14 protein-coding genes, 1 tRNA gene and 1 riboswitch are annotated in these 23382 nt (G+C 66.9%); of the genes, 8 read left to right on the top strand and 7 right to left on the bottom strand.

Annotated features, from left to right (window positions below; translation table 11 throughout):
• Positions 1–88: 88 nt before the first annotated feature.
• Positions 89–164: transfer RNA gene (locus tag Q1X76_RS06895), tRNA-Ala, on the bottom strand.
• Between the two features lie 275 nt (positions 165–439).
• Between Q1X76_RS06895 and Q1X76_RS06890 the strand changes: the two genes are divergently transcribed.
• Complete coding sequence (locus Q1X76_RS06890; RefSeq protein ID WP_300718887.1) at positions 440–1306, top strand: competence protein CoiA family protein; 867 nt, start codon at positions 440–442, stop codon at positions 1304–1306.
• 17 nt (positions 1307–1323) lie between these two features.
• Here Q1X76_RS06890 and hypF read toward each other — a convergent pair whose 3' ends face one another.
• On the bottom strand, positions 1324–3882 hold the full coding sequence (gene hypF / locus Q1X76_RS06885; protein WP_300718886.1) for a carbamoyltransferase HypF: 2559 nt from the start codon (positions 3880–3882) through the stop codon (positions 1324–1326).
• Positions 3883–4020: 138 nt separating this feature from the next.
• On the opposite strand from hypF, the gene Q1X76_RS06880 reads away from it, so the two are divergent.
• Positions 4021–4593, top strand: coding sequence for a cupin domain-containing protein (locus Q1X76_RS06880; RefSeq protein ID WP_300718885.1), 573 nt, complete (start codon positions 4021–4023; stop codon positions 4591–4593).
• Positions 4594–4649: 56 nt separating this feature from the next.
• Positions 4650–6350: an AMP-binding protein gene (locus Q1X76_RS06875; RefSeq protein ID WP_300718884.1), complete on the top strand. Its 1701-nt coding sequence runs from the start codon at positions 4650–4652 to the stop codon at positions 6348–6350.
• Between the two features lie 135 nt (positions 6351–6485).
• On the opposite strand, the gene thrC is transcribed toward Q1X76_RS06875, so the two are convergent.
• Complete coding sequence (thrC, locus tag Q1X76_RS06870; RefSeq protein WP_300718894.1) at positions 6486–7895, bottom strand: threonine synthase; 1410 nt, start codon at positions 7893–7895, stop codon at positions 6486–6488.
• Positions 7896–8439: 544 nt separating this feature from the next.
• Positions 8440–9618, bottom strand: coding sequence for a pyridoxal phosphate-dependent aminotransferase (locus Q1X76_RS06865; protein WP_300718883.1), 1179 nt, complete (start codon positions 9616–9618; stop codon positions 8440–8442).
• Between the two features lie 136 nt (positions 9619–9754).
• Between Q1X76_RS06865 and sfsA the strand changes: the two genes are divergently transcribed.
• Together sfsA and Q1X76_RS06855 are read left to right on the top strand one after the other, a co-directional pair.
• Positions 9755–10561 carry a DNA/RNA nuclease SfsA gene (sfsA, locus tag Q1X76_RS06860; RefSeq protein WP_300718882.1) on the top strand — a complete coding sequence of 269 codons (807 nt, stop codon included), beginning with the start codon at positions 9755–9757 and terminating at the stop codon, positions 10559–10561.
• Positions 10562–11097: 536 nt separating this feature from the next.
• On the top strand, positions 11098–12378 hold the full coding sequence (locus tag Q1X76_RS06855) for a phenylacetate--CoA ligase (RefSeq protein ID WP_300718881.1): 1281 nt from the start codon (positions 11098–11100) through the stop codon (positions 12376–12378).
• Between the two features lie 526 nt (positions 12379–12904).
• On the opposite strand, the gene Q1X76_RS06850 is transcribed toward Q1X76_RS06855, so the two are convergent.
• Positions 12905–13792, bottom strand: a complete 888-nt coding sequence (locus Q1X76_RS06850) for a sirohydrochlorin cobaltochelatase (RefSeq protein WP_300718880.1) — start codon at positions 13790–13792, stop codon at positions 12905–12907.
• A gap of 18 nt (positions 13793–13810) precedes the next feature.
• Positions 13811–14012, bottom strand: a riboswitch (cobalamin riboswitch).
• A 593-nt stretch (positions 14013–14605) separates the two neighbouring features.
• Here Q1X76_RS06850 and Q1X76_RS06845 point away from each other — a divergent pair.
• The 3 genes from Q1X76_RS06845 to Q1X76_RS06835 all read left to right on the top strand — a co-directional run bounded on the left by Q1X76_RS06845 (position 14606) and on the right by Q1X76_RS06835 (position 19871).
• Positions 14606–15478 (top strand): SAM-dependent methyltransferase, encoded by an 873-nt coding sequence (locus Q1X76_RS06845; protein ID WP_300718893.1) that lies wholly within the window; start codon positions 14606–14608, stop codon positions 15476–15478.
• A gap of 283 nt (positions 15479–15761) precedes the next feature.
• The gene (locus Q1X76_RS06840) at positions 15762–17465 is read left to right on the top strand and encodes a 30S ribosomal protein S1 (RefSeq protein ID WP_300718879.1); all 1704 of its coding nucleotides are present in this window, start codon (positions 15762–15764) and stop codon (positions 17463–17465) included.
• Between the two features lie 381 nt (positions 17466–17846).
• The gene (locus Q1X76_RS06835; RefSeq protein ID WP_300718878.1) at positions 17847–19871 is read left to right on the top strand and encodes an AsmA family protein; all 2025 of its coding nucleotides are present in this window, start codon (positions 17847–17849) and stop codon (positions 19869–19871) included.
• A 389-nt stretch (positions 19872–20260) separates the two neighbouring features.
• On the opposite strand, the gene plsY is transcribed toward Q1X76_RS06835, so the two are convergent.
• Together plsY and Q1X76_RS06825 are read right to left on the bottom strand one after the other, a co-directional pair.
• Positions 20261–20854, bottom strand: coding sequence for a glycerol-3-phosphate 1-O-acyltransferase PlsY (plsY, locus tag Q1X76_RS06830; protein ID WP_300718877.1), 594 nt, complete (start codon positions 20852–20854; stop codon positions 20261–20263).
• A 219-nt stretch (positions 20855–21073) separates the two neighbouring features.
• Positions 21074–23203 carry a ribonuclease catalytic domain-containing protein gene (locus tag Q1X76_RS06825; RefSeq protein WP_300718876.1) on the bottom strand — a complete coding sequence of 710 codons (2130 nt, stop codon included), beginning with the start codon at positions 23201–23203 and terminating at the stop codon, positions 21074–21076.
• Positions 23204–23382 lie beyond the last annotated feature (179 nt).

Genomic DNA, 23382 nt, shown 5'->3' with positions numbered 1-23382 from the left:
GGGGATGGGACAGGGACGCGGCATGTCTGGCGGGCTCGTCGTCTGCCGCCATAACGGAGCGGCAGCCCGGAAACCCTGATTTCCATTCTGGTGGAGCTGAGGAGAATTGAACTCCTGACCTCTTGAATGCCATTCAAGCGCTCTCCCAACTGAGCTACAGCCCCTCGGCAGAAATGCATACTGCCCAAAAAGCCCGGGCCTGTCAACGAAAAAAGCCAAAAAAGCATTTTTTCTTTTTTATCATTTTATTTCAATATGATAAATATAAAACAAGGATAGTAAGGGGAAAACTGTTCGTGTAGGGATGCGCGTGACGAGGAGTCAGGCGCTAGGGAAAGGGATGGGCTTATAGTATGTGCAGCATCTATTGCCCGCTATTTTTTCATCATGTAGACTTACAGGAATGGGCTTACTTGGGCTTAGATTTTGCGGAGGGAGTATGCGTTTTGCTCTGGTGGATGGTCAAAGGCGTATAGCAGAAAAAGGGCTGACAGGGGTTTGCCCTGAATGTGGCGCACCTGTTTTAGCCAAGTGCGGGGAAAAGAAAGCCCATCACTGGGCGCATAAACGACAATGCTCCGATACTTGGGCCACAGGAAAGGAGACGGACTGGCACCTTGGCTGGAAAAACTGTTTTCCTGAAGCATGGCAGGAACGCATCCTGAAGGATGCGCAGAGCGGCGAAAAACATATCGCCGACATTCTGACGGAACACAATCTTGTTGTGGAATTCCAACACTCTTCTATCGCCCCTGAGGAGCGGTGTGCACGGGAACAATTTTATTCCCAAGATGGCAGGCAAATGGTATGGGTCGTGGATTGTGTGCAGAGTAAGCGCGATTGTCAGCGATGTTTGTCTTATATTAAAAATCATAATATAGATATATTAAAATCAAGTATTATTTTATTTCCTGATAAATTTTTTCCAGAAAAATGGATTCCAGTTACTTCTGTTCCAGTTGTACTTGATATTGGCTATTGGATGGCACCACATGATGTAAATGGCGTATGTTATGAGATTATGCCATGTTTATTTTGTATTTTATTTGAAAATCATAAACACTATTGTTGTACATTTTTCTTTAAGAATGATTTTATATCTTTAATAAAAAATGGCGAACTGTATAAAAAAATTGAACTTATAATAGATAAAATTATATTGTTTATTAAATCAAACAGAGCTACTCATCGCCTAGTACATCCTAGTTGTGCTTATCAATATTTTGGAAAACGATTTCCATATAAGAAAAGATATTATTATAAAGGTGGAAAGCGCAAAATAGGTGGCCGTTCCCGTCAGGGCTGATATAGTGCAAAATAGCCTTACACCTCCGGCGGCAGCCCGGCCCGCAAACAGGCCTGGGCCCAGGCGGCCTGTCCCAACGAGATGCCGCCGTCCCCGGGCGGCACTTCCTGCTGGCAGAGGGGCGTGAGCCCGTGCGCCGTGAGCAGGAGCGGCAGCAGGCGCGCCAGCAGGGCGTTCTGCATGACCCCGCCGGAAAGGCCCACCACAGGGATGCCGGTCTCGCGGGCGGCGCGGGCGGCCAGGGCCGCGAAGCCCCGGGCCAGCTCCCAGTGGAAGCGGGCCGCCACGTCTTCCGCAGGCAGACGGTCCCGCGCGTCCAGCACGGCGGCGAACAGGGCCGCGCTGTCCAGCTGCAGGAGCCCGTCCTCCACGTCCAGGGGCGGAGCGGGCAGCAGGTCGTGCGCGGGCTGCGGGGCCAGCGGTTCTCCCGGTGCCATGCGCCACCACTGTTCCGGCAGGGCGCTGCGGGCCGCGGCGTCCTCCAGCCGGATGGCGGCCTGGCCTTCATAGCTGATGTGCGTGCACAGGCCCAGCGCGGCGGCCACGGCATCGAACAGACGTCCGGCGCTGGAGGTGGCCGGGCAGTTGAGGCCACGTCGCCACAGCTCGCTCACGGCCGCCACGGCCGCCGTCTGCGGGGCGCGCAGGACGTCGCCCGCCTCCGGCGCGGGTTCGGGCAGGGCCGTCCACAGGCCTGTCAGGCGCCGGGGATCGGCCCCGCACTGCAGGGCCAGGCCCAGGGCCATGCGCCAGGGTTCGCGGATGGCGGCCTCGCCGCCGGGCAGGCGGAAGGGGGCCAGCCGCCCCAGCCGTTGCCAGCGGGGGACGTCCAGTTCCATGCGCAGCAGTTCACCGCCCCAGATGCTGCCGTCCGTGCCCAGGCCGGTACCGTCCAGTGTCAGGGCCAGGGCCGGGCCGGTATGGCCGTGTTCGGTGAGCACCGAGGCCGCGTGCGCCGCGTGGTGCTGCAGACGCCAGAGGGGCAGGCCCTCGCGCCGGGCCAGTTCCGCGGCATGGCGGGCGGAGAGGAAATCCGGGTGCAGGTCGCAGACCACGGCGGCGGGCCGCACTTCCAGCAGCTCCTGCAGGTGGCGGGCCACCTCCTCGTAAAAGCCGAAGGTGGGGGCGTTCTCCAGATCGCCCACATGCTGGCTCACGAAGGCCTCGTTGCCGCGCGTCAGGCAGAGCGTGGCCTTGAGCTCGCCGCCCGCGCCCAGCACGCAGGGCAGGTCCGCGCCCCAGGCTTCGGGCAGCATGACCGGACGGGGCACATAGCCGCGCGCCCGGCGGTAGAAGAAGGGCGCCGCGCCCGGGGCCTTTTGTCCGTCGTGGGGCAGGGGACGCACCCCGGCCACGCTGTCGTCCACGCGCACCAGGATGTCGCGGTCGTGCAGCAGCCAGGCGTCGGCCAGATGCGCCAGACGGCGCAGGGCCTCGCGGTTGCCCAGGCAGATGGGCTCGCCGCTGGCATTGGCCGAGGTCATGACCAGCACCGGCGCGGGCTCCCCGGCCCCGGCGGCCAGGCGGCACAGCTCGTCGAAAAGCACGGCGTGCAGAGGCGTGTAGGGCAGCATGAGGCCGATGTGGGCCGTATCCGGGGCGATGGCGCGCGGCAGGACGCCGGCCCGGGCCGGGCAGAGCACGATGGGTTTTTCCGGGCAGAGCAGCAGGGCCTCGTGTTCCGGGGCCAGGCGGCACAGCTCCCGCGCCGTGGCCAGATCGGGCACCATCAGGGCCAGGGGCTTGTGCGGCCGGTGCTTGCGCAGGCGCAGCAGGGCCACGCTGCGGGCATCGCGGGCGTCGCAGGCCAGCTGGAAGCCGCCCAGGCCCTTGAGGGCCACCAGGCGCCCGGCATGCAGCAGGGCGGCCGTCCGCGCCACGGCATCCCGCATGGCGGCCGGGCCGGGGGCGGTGTCCGGGCCGGGCCAGCCGTCGGGCAGGCTCCGGGAGGCGCCGGCCGGGGGCAGGACGCCGCCGGGCGGCAGCAGGGGATTGTCCACCAGCCAGAGGCGCGGCCCGCATTGCGGGCAGGCCACGGGCTGGGCGTGGAAGCGCCGGTCCAGCGGGTCGCGGTATTCGGCCTCGCAGCGCGGGCAGAAGGGGAAGCAGGCCATGCTGGTGGTGGCGCGGTCGTAGGGGATGGAACGGGTGATGGTGTAGCGCGGCCCGCAATTGGTGCAGTTGGTGAAGGCATAGCCGAAGCGCGGATCGCCGGGGGTGTGCATGTCGCGCAGGCAGTCCTCGCAGATGCCCACATCGGGGCTGACCAGCACGCTGTGCCCGGCATGGCCGTGGCTGGCCACGATGACGAAATCCGTCTCGTCGTCCACGGGCGCGATCTCGCTGACGTCCAGCCGGGTGAGCCGGGCCAGGGGCGGCAGTTCGCGGCGCAGGCGCAGGGCGAAGCCGTCCACGGCCTGCGGGCTGCCCTGCACCTCGATGCGCACCCCGTCCGAGGTATTGCCCACGCTGCCGGAAAGGCCGCCTTCCACGGCCAGCCGATAGATGAAGGGCCGGAAGCCCACGCCCTGGACCTGTCCCGCGGCCAGCAGGGCCGCACGTTTGCGCTGTGTCATGGCAACGAACCTAACCTATTTTTCGCCTTTGCGCTACGAGGCGGACTGCCGCCTTGCGGGGCCCCAAGACTTTATGATATTTTTCAGGACACTTTTCATCCCTTGGTTTTTCTGCACAGGCTGCAACAGGAGACAGACATGGCCGGAAAAAGCAGTGTCGGTAAGCGCATCCGCACGTTCCGCGAGGAAAGGAACGTCGATCTTGAGACCCTGTCCCAGAATACGGGGCTGACCGTCAATTTTCTGGAACGCATGGAAAATGACGAGATCTACCCCACCATCGGGCCCCTGCAGAAGGTGGCCCGTTCGCTGGGCGTGCGTCTGGGGACCTTCCTGGACGACCAGTTCACCCGCGATCCCATCATCTCCCGCATCGACCAGCTGGGCAGCGTGGACCCCGCCCTGCACACCGGCCGCACCCCCCGTTCCAGCTACATCTACCAGGCGCTGGGCAAGGGCAAGAGCGACCGCAACATGGAGCCTTTTTTCATCGAGATCTATCCCGAGCAGGATGCCGAGCGCAAGACCATCTCGCACCAGGGCGAGGAGTTCATCCTGGTGCTCAAGGGCGAGCTGATGGTGGTCTACGGCCGCGAGACCTTCTACCTCAAGGCCGGCGAGACCATCTACTACAACTCCATCGTCCCCCACTATGTGGGCGCGCACGGCGACGATCCGGCCCAGATCCTGGCCGTGACCTATACGCCGTAGCCCCCGCCCTTTCGAGCACAGCAGCCCGCGCCCCGCGCGGCAGACGAGGATGATCCATGGACGAGAAAGTGCGCCAGCGCCAGGCGCTGTTCGAATTGCGTGAAAAGACCCTGGGCCAGGTGCTGGACGATACGGTGGCCCGCATCCCCGACAAGGAGGCCATCGTCTACGCGGACCGCAACTACCGCCAGACCTGGCGCGAGTTCGCCGATACCGTCGACATGTTCGCCAAGGGCCTCATGGCGCTGGGCGTGCAGAAGGGGGAAAAGGTGGCCGTCTGGGCCAGCAACGTGCCCTACTGGGTGGCCCTGCAGTTCGCCACGGCCAAGATCGGGGCCATCCTGATCACGGTCAACACCAATTACCGCGAGCATGAGCTGGAATATCTGCTCAACCAGTCGGAATGCGAAAACATCTTCATCATGGACAGCCTGCGCGACCATGATTACATCGACACGCTCTACCAGCTGGCGCCCGAGCTGCGCTACCAGAGCCGCGACCAGCTCAGTTTCCAGCGCCTGCCGCATCTGCGGCGCGTCTGCTTCCTGGGCGCGGAAAAGCATCGCGGCATGTACTCCGTGCCCGAGATCCTGTCCATGTCCGTCATGACCGACGATGCCGAGTACAAGGCCCGGCAGGACAGCCTGGACCCCTGGGACGCCATCAACATGCAGTACACCTCCGGCACCACGGGCTTCCCCAAGGGCGTCATGCTGACCCATGTGGGCGTGGGGCTCAACGGTTACTGGATCGGCCGCAACCAGCGCTTCTCCGACAAGGACCGCGTCTGCCTGCCCGTGCCGCTCTTCCACTGCTTCGGCTGCGTGCTGGGCGTCTCGGCCTGCGTCAACCACGGGGCCTGCATGGTCATCCTGGAGGCCTACAACCCCCTGCATGTGCTGGCCGCCGTGGACAGCGAACGCTGCACGGCCCTGTACGGCGTGCCCACCATGTTCCTGGCCGAGCTGGAACACAAGATGTTCAAGCGTTTCGACGTCTCCAGCCTGCGCACGGGCATCATGGCCGGTTCCGTCTGTCCCGAGCCGCTCATGCGCCGCGTGGTGGAAGACATGTACATGAAGGACATCACCATCTGCTACGGCCTGACCGAAGGCTCGCCGGTGATGACCCAGTCCGACCCCGATGACCCCCTGCATCTGCGCTGCGAGACCGTGGGCTGCGCCATGCCCGGCATCGAAGTGCGCATCGGCGACCCCGAGACCTGCGAGGAACTGCCGCGCGGCCAGGTGGGCGAGATCCTCTGCCGGGGCTACAACGTCATGAAGGGCTACTACAACATGCCCGAAGAAACGGCCCGCACCATCAGCCCAGAGGGCTGGCTGCATTCCGGCGACCTGGGCACCATGGACGAGAACGGCTATGTGCGCGTCACCGGCCGCATCAAGGACATGATCATCCGCGGCGGCGAGAACGTCTACCCGCGCGAGATCGAGGAATTCCTCATGGGCATGCCCGGCGTGCTGGACATCCAGGTGGTGGCCGTGCCCAGCCGCAAGTATGGCGAGGAAGTGGGCGCTTTCATCATCGCCCGGCCCGACGTGCCCATCGCGCCCGAGGACGTGCGCGCCTTCTGCCGCGGCAAGATCGCCTGGTACAAGATCCCGCGCTACATCGCCGTGGTGGATGGCTTCCCCCTGACCGCCAGCGGCAAGATCCAGAAGTTCCGCCTGCGCGAGATGGCCGCCGAGCGCTGGCCCGAAGCCATGGCCGAACCGGAACCCAAGGCCGCGCCCTAAGGGCCGCCCGCCAAAGGACGACAACAGCCCCCTCCCGGAAGGAAGGGGGCTGTTTTTCATGCCGGATCACGGACGCGCCGCGCGGGGCCTTTCCCGGTCAGGCCCTGGCGGGGCAGGGCGCCGTGCCGGTAAGGTCTACTTGCGGCTCAGGCCCAGGCGGGCCACCACGGCGTCGGCGCCCAGGCGGGCGAAGGTGGCCACGTCCTTGCCTTCGCGGGCGCTTTCGGGCAGCAGCAGCTCGGGCTTGTTGGCCAGCTCGGGCAGCGGCGTGATGCCGTAGGCTTCGGGGAAGCTGTTGTTGAAATACATGTCCTGGAAGCCCGAGAACTTGAGGGCGTGGGCCGTGGCGTCCAGCACGGCGTGTTCGTCATCGCCCACCAGGCCCAGCGCGCGGGCGTTGACCAGACCGGCCAGGCATTCGCCGCCCTGGGTGCAGGCGATATGGCCGTGGCGGTTGGCCACGATCATGGCGTCCATGATCTGCTGTTCCGTCACCTGCACCACCTGGAAGGCCTTTTCGCCGCCCTTTTCCATGAACTTCTCGGCCAGGCGCTGCACGCGCGGGAAGGACACGGGATTGCCGATCATGGCGGCCTGGGCCACGCTGGGCTGCACGGTCACGGGCTGCCAGACGCGGGCGTCCCTGGGCGCGGCATAGTAGCGGTAGACCGGGTCGGCGTGTTCGCTCTGCACGCCGAAGACGCGCGGCAGGCTGGTGATGAGGCCCAGCTCCAGCATCTTGAGGAAGCCGGACATGACGGCCGTGATGTTGCCCGCATTGCCCACGGGCACGAAGATGCACAGGCCGGACACGTCCCAGCCGTACCACTGGGCCACCTCGTAGGCGTAGGATTCCTGGCCCAGGATGCGCCAGCTGTTCTTGGAGTTGAGCAGGGCCACGCGGTAGTTCTCGGCCAGATGCTCCACCACCTTCATGCAGTCGTCGAAGACGCCGGGCAGTTCCAGCACCGTGGCGCCGCTGCCCAGGGGCTGGGAGAGCTGCTGCGGCGTCACCTTGCCGTGGGGCAGCAGCACCACGCTCTTGAGGGGCGCACCCACATAGGAGGCGTACAGGGCCGCGGCGGCGGACGTGTCGCCGGTGGAGGCGCAGACGGTCAGCACCTCGTCCCACTGGTGGCGGCGGCAGAGCCATTTCAGATAGCTGAAGGCACAGGCCATGCCGCGGTCCTTGAAGGAGGCGCTGGGGTTCTGGCCGTCGTTCTTGTAGGCGAAGGGCACGCCCACACGGTCGCGCAGGGCCGGGGCGGCCTCCACGATGGGGGTCAGGCCTTCGCCCAGATAGACGATGTCTTCCTCGTCCAGCAGGGGGGCCAGCAGCTCGTAATAGCGGAAGATGCCGCGCAGGGCCGTGCTGCGGGTGGAGGCGCGGCGGTCGAAGAGCTCGCGCCACTGCTCGCCGCTGCGCTGTTTCAGTTCGTCGAACCTGGTATTTTCCAGCAGGAACACGCCGCCGCAGGACGGGCAGGTGTAGAGCAGGCTGTCGCCGGGATAGCGCTGGCCGCAGTGCAGGCACACATATTCCATCTGGCCGCGATAGACGGGAAAATCACTCTGGCACACGGGAAAATCTCCTTGCAGGGACAGGATGGGGAAAGGGATTTTTTACCATCCTCTCCCGTGACTTGTCGAGAGGGGATGCGGGGGCGGAGGAGGCACGGCAGGTCTTTTCCGTGGGTGGGAGGCCCTGTTGCCCATGCGGAAAGGGCCTTCCCGCCCCCTGGCCCCACCCCTCCCCAAACGTATGTCATCCAGGCGGATGGCGGCCGGCGGGACATGACGGCCGTAGCCTGCTGCCGGTCCCCCGGCAGGGAAGGGGAAAGGGAGGCCGGCCGGTACGAAAAAAGGAGGGGCTCCCGCGGGAGCCCCTCCCTGGGGGATGGCGGTACTTGTCTGGCGAGTCGGGCCCGGCCCTTTCCGTGTGTTTTGCCGGAAGGCCAGACCGTGCGGGGAACAGAACGCGTGTGGGGGAGGATGGAGGAGTTTGGGGGGAAGAAGGCCCTTTTTGCCGCAGGCAGCGACCCAAAGGGCTTTCTTCCCCCCCAAAAAACAAAACGTAAGGGTCCCGGGCCTAGGCCAGCTGGGACAGGGCGTCGCCGATGCGCTGCAGGGCGTCGCGCAGGGTCTCGTCGCTCACGGCGTAGGAGAAGCGGATGCAGTTGTCGTCGCCGAAGGCCGCGCCGGGCACCACGGCCACGCGGGCCTTGTCCAGCAGCCAGGTGCAGAGCTCGGTGGAGTTCTTCACCGTGCCGCCGAAGCACTTGCGCACGTCCACGAAGAGGTAGAAGGCGCCGTCCGGGCAGGGGCAGGAGGCGAAATCCCAGCCGTTGATGATGTCCATGGCCAGGTCGCGGCGGCGCTGGAAGGCGCCGCGCATCTCGCCGAGGAAGTCCAGGGGGCCGGTGAGGCCGGCCAGGGCGGCCTTCTGCGAGATGGAACAGATGTTGGACGTGCAGTGCCCCTGCAGGCTGGACATCTTCTTGATGATCTCGGGATGGGCCACCACATAGCCCACGCGCCAGCCGGTCATGGCGAAGCTCTTGGACACGCCGTTGAGGATGGCCACCTTTTCGGGGTACCTGGCGAACTGGTGCACGGCGCTGGCCATCTTGGCCGGAGCGAAGACCAGCTGGTCATAGATCTCGTCGGTCAGCACATAGACGCCGCGGCTGTCGGCCCAGTCCAGGATGGCGGCCAGCTCTGCGGCATTGTAGACCGCGCCCGTGGGGTTGCTGGGCGTGTTGAGCACCAGCAGCCGGGTCTTGCCGGTGCATTGGGCGTCCAGCATGTCCGGCGTGACCTTGAAACCCTGTTCCAGCGAGGCCTGCACGATGACGGGCACGCCGCCGGCCAGCTGGATGGTGTAGGGATAACTCACCCAGTAGGGGGCGGGCAGCAGCACCTCGTCGCCGGGGTTGATGGAGGCCTGCATGAAGTTGTACAGGGCATGTTTGCCGCCGGCGGACACGATGGTGCATTCCGGGGCCACGTCCTCGCCGTAGAACTGTTTGAAGTAACCGCCCACCGCGGCGCGCAGCTCGGGGATGCCGGGCACGGCCGTATAACGGCAGAAATTGGCGTCGATGGCGGCCTTGGCGGCCTCACAGATGTGCTTGGGGGTGGGGAAGTCCGGCTCGCCCACGGCCAGGCTGGTGACTTGTATGCCCTGGGCCCGCAGCTCCATGGCGCGGGTATTGACACTGAGGGTCAGGGAAGGCTTCATGCTGCGCACACGTTCGGAAATCTGCATAGGGTGCTCCTTGCCTGGAATGGGAATGGCCGGCCTGCGGCGTGCCTGCTCCGGCCACGGCGCAAAAGGTTAGCAGGTTCACACCTGCCTGTAAATGTGGACGCTTTTCGACGGCATTGCCGTCCGGGATGGAGACATGGAAAACACCCCTCTTCTGCCCCTGCCGCCCGCTTGTGTGGTGGGCCGTTTTGTCAGGCGTTACAAGCGCTTCAGTGTGGAAATGGAGCTGGATGGCCGGAGCGTCTGGGTCCACAGCAACAATTCCGGCAGCATGCTGGGCCTGACCCTGCCCGGCGCGCCCCTGCTGGCCTCGCCCGCGGCCAATCCCGCGCGCAAGCTGCCCTACACCCAGGAGGCCGTCTGGCTGGCCGAACGGGCCGTGCCGCCCGCGCCCGGCCGGGACGCCGCCCCGGACCATCCTGTCCCGGATGCGGCCCCTGCCCCGGGGCGCGGCTTCTGGGTGGGCGTCAACACCAGCGTGCCCAACCGCATGATCGAGGCCGCCTTCCATGCCGGACGGCTGGCTTTCGCCCGCGGTTATACGCAATGCCGCCGCGAGGCCAAACGCGGCGCAAGCCGCCTGGACGCCTGCCTCACGGGGCCCGGCCTGCCGCCCCTGTGGGTGGAATGCAAGAACGTGACCATGGTGGAAGACGGCGTGGCCTGCTTCCCCGACGCGGCCACGGAGCGCGGCCGGAAGCATCTGCGCGAGCTCATGGACATCGTGCGCTGCGGCGAACGCGCGGCCATGTTCTATCTGGTGCAGCGCCCGGACGGCCATTGCTTCGGCCCGGCGGACGTCATCGATCCCGCCTACGCCGCCCTGTTCTATGAGGCGCTGGACGCCGGAGTGGAGATCTATCCCTACCGGGCCCCGGTCAGCCTCGCCGGTATCGGCCTGGAGGGCCTGCTGCCCGTGGCGCCCCGGCCCGCCGGGCTGTGATGCCATGCTGCCGGGGCTTGGCCCCCCGGCCAGTACGCAAGGGGGCCCCTTCCCCCAAGCCCCCATCCCCTCCCCAGCGCGCCTTATTCGGGAAAAGGACAGGCATCCCGTTTTTCCCTGTCGGTTATGGAGCGTCGGCTACGATGCCCGGGGGCGTGCGCCGACCACGGCGCGTCGTGGAGGCTGCCGGGGCCGATGCGGAGCAGGGGATGCAGGGGGCCGCGCAGGCCCCTGCCGCAGCGCACGCAGGCAGACTGCCCGTGATGCCGGACAAAAGGCGGCAGCGGATGGCGCAGGCGGCAAAAGGCAGGCCTCCCGTCCCGCCTTCCGCCCTCCTCCCTGTTGCCCATCAGGGCAAAAACGCGCACAATGGCGGCCGGCACGCTGCAGCGGGCGTCCCGGTCGTCCCCGGCCGGAGGGCGCACCGCCAGCCGCCCTTCCCGGCACAGGACAGGCCGCTTCCTGCCGCGCCGTCGCTGCGGCGGTCCCTGTGGCGCCTGTCGCCACGGTCCATGATCTCTCAAGGAGACAGTTCCATGAATCACCGTTTCATCCCCCGGCTTTCTCCCGAAGAGATCGCCCGTCAGCAGCTGGAAGGCCTGCGCTACACCGTGCGCCAGGCCTTCAAGTCCCCCCAGTACCGCAAGCGCCTGGAGGCCTGCGGCGTCACGCCCGACGACATCACCTCGCTGGACGATCTGCGCCGCCTGCCCACCGTGGACGTGGAAGACCTGCGCGAAGGCTATCCCCTGCCCCTGCTCTGCGTGCCCGAGGAAGAGGTGGTGCGCATCCACGCTTCCAGCGGCACCACGGGCAAGCGCAAGATCCTGGCCTACACGGCCCGCGATGTGGATACCTTCACCCTGCAGATGGCCCGCTGTTTCGAAATGGCTGGCCTGACCCCCCTGGACCGCATGCAGATAGCCGTGGGCTACGGCCTGTGGACGGCCGGTGCGGGCTTCCAGCTGGGCAGCGAGCGCTTCGGCATGCTCACCATCCCCGTGGGGCCCGGCAACCTGGAGATGCATCTGCAGCTGTTGCGCGACATGGGTTCCACCTGTTTCGGTGCCACGGCCTCCATGGCCCTGCTGCTGGCCGAAGAAGTGGAACGCGCCGGCATCCGTGACCGGCTCAAGCTGCGCAAGATCATCTGCGGTTCGGAGATCCGCAGCGAGAAGATGCGTCTGGCCATCGAAAGCAAACTGGGTCTGGAAAGCAGCTACGACATCGCGGGCATGACCGAGATGTACGGCCCCGGTACGGCCATCGACTGCGACGAACACAACGGCCTGCATTACTGGGCCGACCTGTTCATCATCGAGATCCTCGACCCCGAGACCCTGCAGCCCGTGCCCGAAGGCGAAGTGGGCGAGATGGTGGTCACCAGCCTGCGCAAGGAGGCCGTGCCCCTGCTGCGCTACCGCACCCACGACCTTTCGCGCCTGCTGCCCGGCGACTGCCCCTGCGGCCTCGGCATGCCCCGTCACGACCGCATCCTGGGCCGCTCCGACGACATGATCATCTACCGCGGCGTCAACATCTACCCCGGCCAGATCATGGACGTCATCGGCGCCTTCCCCGAACTGGGCGGCGAATACCATGTGGAACTGAGCCGCGACGACCGCGCCCTGGATCACATGACCCTGACCGTGGAACGCGCCCAGGGCACCAGCGCCGGCGGCGACGCCCAGCTGGTGGCCGCGCTGGAACAGCGCCTGCACAAGTCCCTGCTGGCCCGCGTGGCCGTGAAGATCGTCGATCACGCCAGCCTGCCCCGTACCTTCAGCAAGTCCAAGCGCGTCACCGATCTGCGCTAGGACGGCAGTCATTTTTTTGAGGGGGGAAGGGTGCCCTTTTTGAAAAAAGGTCTCCCCTTCCCCCCTCAAGCTCCCTCCATCCCCGCCAAAAACTTTTGTCCAGGTCAGTGACGGCCCGTTTGGTCGCGAGGGGCCCTCTTCGTGCGTCCGTCCCCGGAGGACACGGACGAAGGGCGGCAAGTGCGCCGTGGAGATATGATGGCTTTTTCATGGGCGGGGGAAAAGCCGGGGACTTCGCGGGGAAACGGACAGACAGTTTGGGGCGCACCCCCGAAAAGCCAGTAAAAAAGGACGCCACGCATGGCGTCCTTTTTTGCTGGCTGACGTCTATGATCCCCCGCCTGCGACGGTCCGGCCGGCGGGGGTGCGGGCTGCCTGCCCTGTGCCGGATGGCCTGCCCTCCCATACAGCGACGGGGAGCATCCGGTCGGACCGGAGCAAAAGTTTTTGGGGGAAGAGGGGATCCAGGGGGAGAAGGGGGGCCCTTTTCCCAAAGGGGCCCCTTCTCCCTCTGGCAGCATCTTTTTTATCGCTTCAGCAGATCGTCCTGGCTGTCGCGGGCATGGCGCACGAAGACGGCGCGCACGCCGGGCAGCTCGCCCAGGCCGGTGAGCACGGGCCGGGGCGTGAGGCCCAGGGTCCGGACCTGCGAGGCCCAGGAATCGGGCTCGTCTCCGGCCAGGTCGTTGCGGGCGTGATCCCCGGCCACCACCATGAAGGGCTGGAGCCAGACCACGGACGCGCGGCCGCTCGTGAGGGCGGCCCGCACCTGATCGAAGCCGCGCGAGCCTTCCACGGTGGCCAGCATGGCCAGGGGATCGGCATCGGCCAGGACGGCGCGCATGCCCTCGATGACCATGTCGCCACGGCCGTGGCTCTGGCCGTGACCCATAAGGAGCAGCGCTTCGCCGGGCTGGCGCTTGCCCGCGGTGGCGGCCAGCACGGCGCGGCAGACCTCCCCGGCATCCTGCCGGGATTCCAGCAGCGGGCGGCCCAGATAGACGGCCTTGAAGCTGTCGGGATGGCGGGCCAGCCAGCTGACGAGCAGGCGCTCCATCTCGCTGAATTCCTCTCCGGCCACCACATGCAGGGACTGGACGCGCACCACGTCCACCTTGTGCCGGGCCAGTTCTTCCAGACCGGCGTTCACGTCGCCGATATGCACGCCCTTCTTTTCCAGTTTGGCCCGGATGATGCTTGAGGTATAGGCCCAGACCACGGGGCTGTGGGGGAAGGCGGCCCGGAATTCCTGGTCGATGGCGGTCAGGGCGGGCTGGGCCTCGGGCACGCTGGTGCCGAAGGCCACCAGCAGCAGGCCTTCTTTCTGGGCCGCCAGGGCGGGCAGGGCCAGGCAGAGGGAGAGCAGCAGGGCCAGCAGGCCGGAGCGCAGGGACGTTGTGGGGATGTGACGCATGGAACCTCCTCAATGACGCGTTGAAAGGTTGGGGATGGCGGGTATTCGGACTTGAGGGAATGGGGAGGACAAGCCTCCGGGCCTTCGCTTCGCCTTCACCGTGACGGCTGGCTGTCGTGGCGTTTCGCCAAAGAAGCTCCGTACCCTCTCACCGCAGCGCGACTGTTTCCGATTCGCACGGAATTCCCCGCATGGATGCGCCATCAGAAACGGTTTGCCGGGCAAAAGTCAAGCGGACGGGCGGGCCGGTCGCCATCGTGCCGGCTATCCCGGCATCTTACGCCCGCCGGCGGGAGCGGGACAGGCCGGCGGCGGCCCCGGCCCGCGCTTGGCCTTGGCCGGGCTTTGGGCTATGCTGGCCGCATGAGTACGCACAGCCGATCGTTCCCCGCGCCGCGGCGCGGCGCTGCCCATGAAGGGCAGCCCGCCCGGGAAGGCGACAGGGAAGACAAACAACGTCCAGCGCCCCGCCGTGGCCGCGGGGGCAAGACAGGCCCGGAACTGGCCCCGGCAAAGGGCCCGGAGCAGGGCGCGGACAGGCAGGGGCCGTCCCGCCGTTCCGGGCGTCGCCTCCCCGGTGAAGCGGCGCAGGCTCCCGCGCGGTCTGCCGCTGGCAGGAGCAGCAGGGCGGCAGCTTTGGAAGGGGATGCCGGAGAGGATCACGGCAGCCCGCGCTGGCGGCAGGAACGCCGGGAGCAGCGGCGCGAGGCCCGGCAGCAGGAGCAGGAACGTCTGGCCCGCCGCTGGCCCGACCTGCCCCGTTCGGCCCTGCCGCAGGAGGATTTCAGCGTGCAGGTGGCGGCGCGCGACTATATGCAGCCCCTGCTGGAAGAGCTGGGCGGGCGCGTCATCACCGTGCGCGGCCGTCTGGTGCTGGCGCGCGGTACGGAGGCGGCGGCCTGGGCCCAGAACGTCTGGACCGAACCGCGCTGGATCCCCGTGGCCTCCATCGGCAGCGGCGCGCGCCAGCTGGCCGCCCTGCAGCGCAACTGGCGGGCGCATATCCCCAGCATCGGCGGCCATGTGCGGCGTCTGCGGCTCATGCAGGAGCAGCTGCCCTATGTGGCGGCGCGTCCCCTGCACTTCGGCACGCCCGCCCCGTCCGCGCCGCTGGGGGCCTTCACCCTCTGGGAAAAGGACCTGATGCTGGCTTCGCCGCGCACCACCTCGCCCTTTGCCGACGGCGAGGTGCAGTTCGTGGAGAATCGCGAGGACCCGCCGGGACGCGCCTACCTCAAATTGTGGGAAGTCTTCACCCTGACCGGGCGCACGCCCGCGCCGGGAGAACTGTGCATCGACCTGGGCGCGGCCCCGGGCGGCTGGACCTGGGTGCTGGGGCGGCTGGGCTGCCGCGTGTTCAGCGTGGACAAGGCCGGACTGGCGCCGCAGGTGGCGGCCATGCCCGGCGTCAACCACTGCCTGGGCAGCGGCTTTGGTCTGGAACCGCGCCATGTGGGGCAGGTGGACTGGCTGTTCTCGGACATGATCTGCTATCCCGACCGCCTGCTGGAGACCGTGAAGGGATGGCTGGCCGCCGATGCCTGCCGCAACGTGGTCTGCACGCTCAAGTTCCAGGCCCGGACCGACCACGAGACGGCCCGCGCCTTCGCCGCCATACCCGGCGGCCGCCTGCTGCACCTTTCCTGCAACAAGCACGAGCTGACCTTCGTGAAACTGGCCCGCTAGGGCTGGGCGCGATCTTTTTTGAGGGGCATGCCGCCAGCCTGCGGCATGTCCCTTTTTTGCCGGGGCCGCTGTCCCGGGGTCGGCAGATCGTGGCAGCGGCGGCCCGTGCGCGCCCGTCGCGACCTTTTGCCGCAGCCGTTTTGCCGCGCCGGCGCGGAGGAAGCGGCGTTTTTCGCGCTCCGGCGCGCCTGCGGGCGAATTTCGCCTTGTGCTTTGGTTTTCCTTTTGCTACTGTCTTTCACCCCCTTACAGGGGACAAATTATGTTTGGAGGCATGTCAAGCATGGCAGACAAGGAAACCGGGCACGAAAACGAAATGAGTTTCGAAAGCGCCCTTGAAAACTATCTCAATCCCGACTTCGGCGACCTCGAAGAAGGCTCTATCACCAAGGGCGAGATCGTTCGCGTGGATGACGACAATGTTCTGGTGGACGTGAACTTCAAGTCCGAAGGCCAGATCCCGGCCAGCGAGTTCCGTGACGCCGCCGGCAACATGACCGTCAGCGTGGGCGACCGTGTGGATGTCTATGTGGTTCGCAAGAACGAAATGGAAGGCACCATCACGCTGTCCTTTGAAAAAGCCAAGCGCATGCAGGTCTTTGACCAGCTCGAAGACGTGCAGGAAAACAACCGGGTCATCAAGGGCCACATCGTGCGCCGCATCAAGGGCGGCTACACCGTGGACATCGGCGGGGTTGAAGCTTTTCTGCCTGGCTCGCATGTGGACCTGCGTCCCGTGCCCGACATGGACGCCCTGGTCAATCAGGAATTCGAATTCCGCGTGCTCAAGATCAACCGCCGCCGCAGCAATGTGATCGTCTCCCGCCGCGTGCTGCTGGAAGAAGAACGCGATTCCAAGCGTCAGGATCTGCTGCGCACCCTGGAAGAAGGCCAGATCGTGCACGGCAAGGCCAAGAACATCACCGAATACGGCGTGTTCGTGGACCTGGGCGGTCTGGACGGCCTGCTGCACATCACCGACATGAGCTGGAAGCGCATCCGCCATCCCAAGGAAATGATCACCATGGGCCAGGACCTGACCCTGAAGGTGCTCTCCTTCGACCGCGAGAACAACAAGGTCTCCCTGGGCCTCAAGCAGCTGGTGCCCGATCCGTGGCAGGACATCTCCGCCCGCTTCCCCGAAGGCGCCAAGTGCACCGGCAAGGTCACCAATCTGGTGGACTACGGTGCGTTCGTGGAACTGGAACCCGGCGTGGAAGGCCTGGTGCACATCTCCGAAATGTCCTGGACCCGCAAGCTGCGCCATCCTTCCCAGATGGTGCACACCGGTGACGAAGTGGAAGTCGTCATCCTGGGCGTGGACGGCGAGAAGAAGCGCATCAGCCTGGGCATGAAGCAGGTCCGTCCCAATCCCTGGGAACTGGTGGCCGAAAAGTATCCTGAAGGCACCATCCTCGAAGGCGTCATCAAGAACATCACCGAATTCGGCATGTTCATCGGCATCGAGGACGGCATCGACGGCCTCATCCATGTCTCCGACATCAGCTGGACCAAGAAGGTGCGCCATCCCAACGAGATCTACAAGGTGGGCGACACCGTGCAGGCCAAGGTGCTGACCGTTGACCAGGAAAACGAAAAGTTCACCCTGGGCATCAAGCAGCTGGTCGATGATCCGTGGGGCCATGTGCCCAGCACCTATCCCGTGGGCTGCACCGTCAAGGGCGTGGTGACCAATATCACCGACTTCGGCCTCTTCGTGGAAGTGGAAGAAGGCATCGAAGGTCTGGTGCACGTTTCCGAACTTTCCAACAAGAAGATCAAGAGCCCTGCCGAGCTCTACAAGGAAGGTCAGGAGATCCAGGCCAAGGTCATCCACGTCAGCGCCGAAGAACGCCGTCTGGGCCTGTCCATCAAGCAGATCAAGGACGACGAAGACCGCCGCAAGCCCAAGGAATTCCATGCCGGTCCCCAGGAAGCCGGGCAGAGCCTCGGCGACCTGCTCAAGGCCGCCCAGGAAAACAACTAGTCCGCACGGACCGGTTTGCAGATGATGAGGGGAGCCGCAAGGCTCCCCTTTTTTGCGGCCTGCGCGCCCGTGCCCGGCCCTGCCGTGTCCGCCCGGCGGCGTAGGGGGAACGCCATCACGGTTTCCAGGATGTGCAGCACGGCATTGCCCTGTCCGCCCGGCGCAGGGGAACGCAGTCCTGTCTGCCCCCGGCTGTCCGCCCGGGGCGGGCAGGGCAGGGAGGAAGACCGCGCGGGCCGTTCCCCGTCCGTCCGGCGCGGGCCTGCCGGGCTGTCCCGTCCTTCCTGCCGCAGCTGCCGGGCCGTCTTGCCTCGGACGGGCCGATGCCCTACAGTCAAAAGAAAGTTCCAACCTCAGAGCGTGCAGACTACGGAGGCGGACATGAAGCGAGTACTTTGCTGGATCGGAGGCATCGTTCTGGCGCTGGCGGCCGGGCTGGCCATCGTGATCAGCCAGCTGGACGCCACGTTCATCAGCGGCCAGATATCGGCCGCGGTGGAAAAAGCCACGGGCGCGCCCGTGACCTTCAGCCGTCCTCCCGAGCTTTCCCTGCTGCCGCCCGGCGCCAGGTTCGGCGCTGTCGGGTGGGACAACGTGCGTGACGGGCAGGGCGTGCGCTTCACGGCCGGAGGCGGCGAGGCCCGCCTTGAACTGCGGCCCCTGCTGCACGGCGATCTGGTCATCGACGAGGTGCGTCTGGACAGTCCCGCGCTGGTCCTGCTGCTGCCTGACGGCAAGGCCGCTCCGGCAGCGCCCGGGAGCGGGAACGCCCCCGCCGCGGCCCCCGAAGCCGCGCCTGCCTCCGCTCCGCTGCTCCTGCCGCTGGAGCTGGGCCGCCTGACCCTGAGCAAGGGCAGCCTGCAGGTGGAGAAGGGCGGCGACCGCTATGACCTGCGCGACATCAATCTTTCCGTGGAGAACCTGCGCAACGGGCAGGATGCCGTCCTGCGCTGCGATTTCGCCTACGAGCTGCTGGCCGGGGGGCGCACGCTGGCCGGGACCCTGGCCCTGGACGCCCAGGCCGGTCTTTTCGGCAGGACGCCGCGCGTGCAGAACCTTTCCCTGACCGTCACGCCCTCCCGGCACGGCCTGCTGCCCGCGGGCCTCGGCCCACTGCAGCTGCAGGGGGATGCCGCGCTGGACATGGCCGCCCGGCAGCTGCAATTCACCCGCCTGAGCCTCACCGTGCCCCAGGGACGGCTGGGCCTGACCGGCAAGCTGCGGCTGGACGGCCCCGCCTTCACGGGCTCCGTGCTGCTGGAAGGCTCGCCGCGCAAGCTGGCCTCGGCCCTGGGCGTGCCGCTCAGGCCCCACGCGCAGGACGCCCTGCTGTTCAAGGGCTCCGTCGCCTGGGAAGGCGATACCCTGTCCCTGTCCCAGGCCAAGGGCAAGCTGGACGCCACCCCCCTGCGGGCCGAGCTGCGCCTGCACTTCCGGGACGTGCTCGCCATGGAAGGTTCCCTGAGCCTGGGCGCGCTGCAATTGGACGACTACCTGCCCCTGCCCGGGGACGGCAGGGATGCCGCAGCGTCCAGGGCCGGCGCCGCCGCCCCGGACGGCAAGGCCGTGAAGGCCGCCGCACGGGACGAGGCCGCGGACTGGCCCGCGCTCAACATCCGTCTGGCCATGGCCTCCCTGGGCTGGAAGAAGGCCCAGCTGCGCGACATCTCCCTGGCCCTGAGCGGCAGCAGGGGGGATTATCGCCTGACCTCCTTCCAGGGCGTCCTGGGCAGTGGCGGGCGTCTGTCCGCCTCCGGCGGGGCCGATCTGCCGGCCCGGCAGTATTCCCTGGACGCCGATGCCGCCGACGTGGCCCTGGGGGCCCTGCTGGAAGCCCTGGGCAAGCCGCGCGCCGTGGAAGGCGTGGCCACGCTCAAGGTGCATGCCGGCACGGGCGGCGCGGACAGGGAGGCCCTGCTGGCGGCCCTTTCCGGCTCGGGCGACCTGCAGGTGCGCAACATGCACATCCCGGCCCTGGCCTCCCTGCTGCAGAGCGTGCCCGGCCTCAAGGGCGCGGTCTCCGATACCTTCGACCAGGTGAAGGTGCCCTTCGTGCTGCGCAAGGGCGAGGCCGACCTGAAGCCCATGACGGCCACCTCGCCCAGGCTCCAGGCCCGGGGGCAGGCCCATGCCAGCCTGCCGCGCCAGTACCTGCAGGGCACGGCCACCATCACCACTCTGGGCCTGGACATCCCCGTGAACTATGAAGGGCCCTTCGACGACCTCTCGTTCTCGCTGGACCCCAGGTTCGCTCTGGATGCGGTCAAGGGCCTGGGCGGCAGCCTGCTGGAAGGCGGCAAGAAGGCCGGCAGCGCGGCCGGTGATACGGCCCGCGAGGCGGGCAGCGGCATAGGCGGTGCCGTGCGCGACGCCGGTGGCGCCATCCGGGGCCTGCTGGGCCGCTAGGCTGAGGATCTTTACGGGGGAAGACCCCTCGCGTTGCTGTTGATGAACGCGAGTTTTTACTGTTGCGGGGGAACCTTCCTCTCTGCTGTCGATGCCCGTAGCTTCCTGCGTCGCAACGGGCACGGCCCTGCGGGCCGCCGTCCGGGGCGCCGCCTGCGTCAAAAAGGGCCTCCTTCCTCCTCAAACTCCCGACCCGGCGCGCTTCATTCAGGAAAGGCGAGGAAGCACAAGCCCCGTCTTTTGTCCTAGGGCAGGCTGCGGCAATGGGGGCTCCATGCGCCCCGGGACGTGCCCTGCGGGGGATGGCGGGGCAAGGCAGCTGTTCCATAAAAATGCAAAAGGCCTCTTTCCCGTCCGGGAAAGAGGCCTTTGCTGTCGTTGGTGTCGTCCTACTTCTGGCGGCTCTTGAGCCAGCTCTTTTCCGTTCCGGCGCACAGGCGGGCGATGTTCTCCTTGTGCTTCCAGACCACCAGGGCCCAGATGCACAGCGAAAGGGGCACCCAGGCGTACTGGGTGGCGGCCAGCAGGGCGAAGGGCAGCACCGTGACCAGGGTCAGGGAGCCCAGCGAGACGAAGCCGCTGCGCCAGATGACCAGCACGCAGGCCGCGCAGGCGAAGAGCAGGGGGCAGAAGGCCAGCGGCAGGAAGACGCCGATGCTGGTGGCCACGGCCTTGCCGCCGCGGAAGCCCATGAAGCAGGAGAAGACATGGCCCAGCACGCAGGCCAGGGCCACGCAGGTCACTGCCAGGGGCGAAAGATCCAGCCACAGGGCCAGGGCCACGGGCAGGGCGCCCTTGGCCAGGTCGCAGGCCAGGGTCAGCACGCCCCAGGGAAAGCCGCACAGGCGGGCCACATTGGTGGCGCCGGTGTTGCGGCTGCCGTCGTTGCGGGGGTCGATGCCGCAGAAGGTGCGGGCGATGACCAGCCCCCACGGGGCGGAACCCAGTACATAACCCAGAACGATACACAGAAAGGCCGTCATATTCCTCCTCCTTGAACCGGGGCTGTCCTTGCCCCGCCACAGCGGCTGCCATGGCGTTGTCGTCTCTGCCAGTCTTTGTCCTCACCCTTCCAGAGTAAAGCGCGCTGGGGAGGGGGTGGGGAGTTTGAGGGGAGGGGGGACACCTCTCGCGCCAGCAGAGGGGTCACCCCTCCCCCCGGCACGGATCATCCCCCGGAAACATCTCCGCAGTATCCCGCATCAGCCGTCCGTGCTGACGGCTTCGAGGATCTGGATCTCGTTGTACAGCGGGTGCACGCGGCCGATGCGCACCTGCACGGCCATGCCGGGGCAGGCGCGTTCGTCGAACAGGCGGCGTTTGCCGCGCACATACATGCCCTGCGCGGGCAGGCTCACATTGACGAACATGTCGTTTTCTTCCGTGATCACGCCGTCCCACCAGACCTTGTCGCCCTGCTGGCGGAAGTAGAGCAGCTTCCAGTAGCGCGGGCGGAAGCGCTGCACCTGCCCGGCGGCGTCCAGCGCGGCATTGAGGCCGACCAGCAGGCCGGACAGGGCCTCGCTGTCCCAGCGGGGGCTGCCGTGGGCCAGCCAGTGCAGCAGCTGGGCCTCGTTGACCAGGTCGGGGTAGCGGCGCAGGGGCGAGGTCATGGGCGTGTAGCGCGCGAGGCCCAAGGCGGCGTGGGGCCGGGCCTGCACTTCGAGGCTGGAGGGGATCAGGGCGCGCATGATGCGCGTCATGTCCTGGGGCTCCTTCCAGACCCCGGCATATTCCCGGGGCAGGGCCACGTCCTGGGTGCGGTGCAGCATGGGGATCTCGCGTTCCGCGGCCCACTGGGCCACGGCGGCGCTGGCCAGGATCATCATCTCGGCCACCAGGGGCTGGGAGTCCGGGGTCTCGTGGCCGGGCTCGATGGCGACGCGCGTCTGCGCGCCCTCGCCCGTGAGCACGATGGACGGTTCGGGCCGGTCCATGATGACCGCCCCGCGCGCGATGCGCGCCTGCTGCCAGACCTGGGCGAAGGCCTTGCCGCAGGCCAGCATCTCCGCCCAGGGCGCGGCGGGATTGTCCGCCTGCGGGGCCTCTCCGGCGGCCAGGGCGTCCAGCACGGCCTGGGTGTCGTCATAGGTCAGGTTGGCGGCCAGACGCACCCGCGCGGCCCCAAGCTCGCAGGACAGGATCCCGCCCTCGGGGGAGATGTGCGTCGCCACGCAGAAGGCGGGGCGGTCCTGCCCGGCCAGCAGCGAAAAGGCGTCCGTGCCCAGGACTTCGGGCATCATGTGGCTGTCGCCTTCGGGCAGGTAGATGCTGGTGCCGCGCCGGGAAACGGCCTTGTCCAGGGCCTCGCCGAAGGGCCAGCAGGCGGCCGGGCAGGCCAGGGCCAGGGTCAGCTCGAAGCCGCCGTCCGCCGTGGGCCGGATGTGGAAGGCGTCGTCCACGTCGCGGGTGGTGGCGCTGTCGATGCTGATGAAGGGCAGGTCGCAGGCGGGCAGGGCCACCGTGCGGGCCGCTTCGCGCAGGGCCTCCACGGCCGGGGCCAGCGGCTGCCACCAGTCGTCGCCCGGGGCGTAGCCCGCGCGGTCATACCAGAAATTGTAGTGGGCGGGCACCTGTTCCCAGGCCATGAGCAACTGCACGGGCAGGTGCGGCACGTCGGGCAGACCCTTGGAGAGCATGCGCCACAGTTCGTCGTATTCCTGGCTCTCGGGATCGGCCATGCGGGCGAACAGGATCTCTTTCAGACGCTCGGCCACATCGGGCGCGGGCCATTCGGACAGGCCGCGGCCGCCTTCGCCGGGCTGGGGAGGCAGGGGGCGCTTTTTGCAGGCCACGTCCCAGAGCAGGCGGAAAAAGCTGTTGCCGCCCAGCACCAGGGCCTCGCGGGCGGCGCGTTCCTGCTGCTCCCTGAGGCGCTTTTCCACCATTTCGGCGGAAAAGATCTGGAAGACCGGCGGCTGGAAACGGAAATGGCTCTTGCAGGCCAGCAGGGCCCGGCCGCAGGCCGCGACGCTGTCCACGTCGTCGTCCTGACCGGCCAGCTCGGCGAACCACTGGGCCGAGGCTTCGGGCACCTCGCCCTGGCTCATCTCCCACAGCTCCAGCACGGGCAGGGCCGCGGCCAGTTCCTCGCGGCGGGCGCGGTGCTGTTCCAGCAGGCGGGCGGACTCGTCCTTGCCGGGCAGGCTGCCCAGCGCGGGCCCGGACCAGGGCAGCAGGCGCGAGGCGGTCAGGCGCGTTTCGCGCCGGTTGGGCAGCAGGAGGCGCAGTTTGCCGCCGGATTCTTCGGTGACAAGGGCGATCTGGATGGCGTTGCCTTCGAGATATTCCACAATGCAGCCCGTCGAGGGGTACTGCACACAAAGCGACATAAAAGCTCCTTCAACCGGAAAATGGGCTCCGATAGGCGGTACAATCCGTTATTTTGCCTGTTCTGGCAAGCCCCGGCCGCAGCGTCAGTCCGGGCGGCGCGGACGCCTTGCGGCGCTGTGCGCGATCCCGGCGGCCGCCTCTCCGCCGGGCGCGTCCCCGGCGGCCGGCAGGCAGACCG

The sequence above is a fragment of the uncultured Desulfovibrio sp. genome (assembly GCF_949282365.1).
Taxonomy (GTDB): Bacteria; Desulfobacterota; Desulfovibrionia; order Desulfovibrionales; family Desulfovibrionaceae; genus Desulfovibrio.
The sequence above is the reverse complement of the archived record's forward strand: the minus strand, read 5'-3'. Positions and strand labels throughout refer to the sequence as shown.